This window comes from Actinokineospora sp., from assembly GCF_050699995.1.
Lineage (GTDB): Bacteria > Actinomycetota > Actinomycetes > Mycobacteriales > Pseudonocardiaceae > Actinokineospora.
Genome location: NZ_JBOHGC010000411.1, coordinates 1 through 1,680, shown reverse-complemented (window position 1 = coordinate 1,680; position 1,680 = coordinate 1). Strand labels below are relative to the sequence as shown.

Annotated in this window: 1 protein-coding gene; it reads left to right on the top strand. The window is 72.7% G+C overall.

Going from position 1 to position 1,680, the window contains the following annotated elements:
- The coding region (locus ACRDSQ_RS20275; protein WP_431423222.1) for a hypothetical protein at nucleotides 1–1,367 on the top strand (1,367 nt) is incomplete at its 5' end.
- Between the last annotated feature and the right edge of the window lie 313 nt (nucleotides 1,368–1,680).

The following is a 1,680-nucleotide window of genomic DNA, read 5'->3' as shown; positions in this document are numbered from 1 at the left end:
CCGCCGCGGTCGGCGGCGGCACCACCCCACTGGGCACGCTCACCGGTCCCCCGGTTGTCGACGCCGTGCCTGAGCAGGCGATGCGGGCGCTGGTGATCGTGGCCGGTCTGACGCTGATGGCCCTGTTCGGAGCTCTGGCGATGCTGCGACGCGACACGGCGGGCGGGGTGCTCGTGGGGTTGGCGCTCGTCGTGCCGGTGCCGATGCTCGTGCACGACCACCTGGTCCCGGGACAGCTCGACTCCGCGTCGATCGCGATGGGTGCGGTGCCGTTGGCGGTGGCGATCGCGGTCGCGTGCGCCGTCACGCTCCCGTCGGCGCGGCTGATCGCCGGGCGGTTGGCCGGGTGGCTTCGGCCGGGCGGGGCGACGACGGTCCCCGCGCTGCTGTCGGTGGCCGGCGTGACGGCGGTCGTCTTCGCCGCGCAGCCGCTGCCGTCATTGGTGCCCGACGTTCGCCTGCAAGGAGCGATCGCCGTGGTGCTGCTCGCTTTCGCGGTCGTCCTCGCGGTGCGCCTGCCGGGTGTGCCGGGCGCGATCGTGGCCGCGGCGGCACTGATCGGGCTGCAGACGATGTCGCCGTGGCGTCGGCTGCTCGCGGGTCTCGTCGACCCGGCGGGTGATCCGTTCGCGCACCTGAAGGTCATCGTGGGGGTCACGGTCATGGCGGCGGTCGGCGTGAGCTGGCTGCTGCTGCGCAAGCATCGGCACGTGGGCGTCGTGGTGGCCGCCGCCTACCTGCTGGCGGGAACGCTCGCCGACCTCGGGCGGGCGACCGCCCTGCTCGGCGGTTGGTCGGACCGGGAGGCGGTGTGGGTGACCACGACGATCGTGCCGCTGCTCGTCCTCGGCCTGCCCGCCGCTGTGGCTTCCCTGGTCGCTCGGGGCACTCAGACCCGCGTGGCAGGCCAGGCGGTGGCCGCGCTGATGGTGGCGATCGCCGGCTTCTCGTTGTTCAAGGCGTTGCTGCGGACGTTCTCCGGCACGAACGCCGGGGCACCGACTGTGCTGACGCCGACGGACTTCACCGCACTCACCTCGCTGGACCAAGCGGGTGTCCCCGTCGCTCTCGGCGTCGCGGGGCTGCTCCTGGTGGCGGCCCTGGCGTCCTCGTCCACGACACGCCATCCGAGCGCGGCGGTGACGGCGGCCGTGCTGCTGTTCGTGGTGGGCGGCACGCAGGTCGTGCTCGGGATCGCGCTGCAGTCGGGCGGCGGCGCGGCGTTCGACCTGGTCCAGTGGATCGTGCTGGGTGTCAGCGCGGTGGTGACGGCCGCGGCGATCGTGGCCGTCCGTTCGACACCGTCCTCTTTGGCCGCAGGAAAAGCCCGACCCCCAGGCGGGCCCCTCCCTGCGGCACAGACCTGACCGGTCTGGTCGAACACGACGGGATGAGGCCCGACCCCTCGACGGGCCCCCTCCCTACGTCGCCTGGCGAGTGGGTGGGCCCTCCCCGGACCGCCCCCTCACCTGACAAGAAGAAGACTGCCAAGGATCGAGGGCCGGTCCCAGCGTGATCACCCGCGAGTAGGAGTGAGTAGGTCTACCTATTTGCTGGCCCGCAGAACCGCGGACTCGACCACGGACCGCCAGCCCGAGGCCTTGCCCGGGACGAAGCTGAACGAGTCGACGGCAGAGCCGCCCATGGTCGCGACCCGTGCCCACAGCACGTCGACCCCGC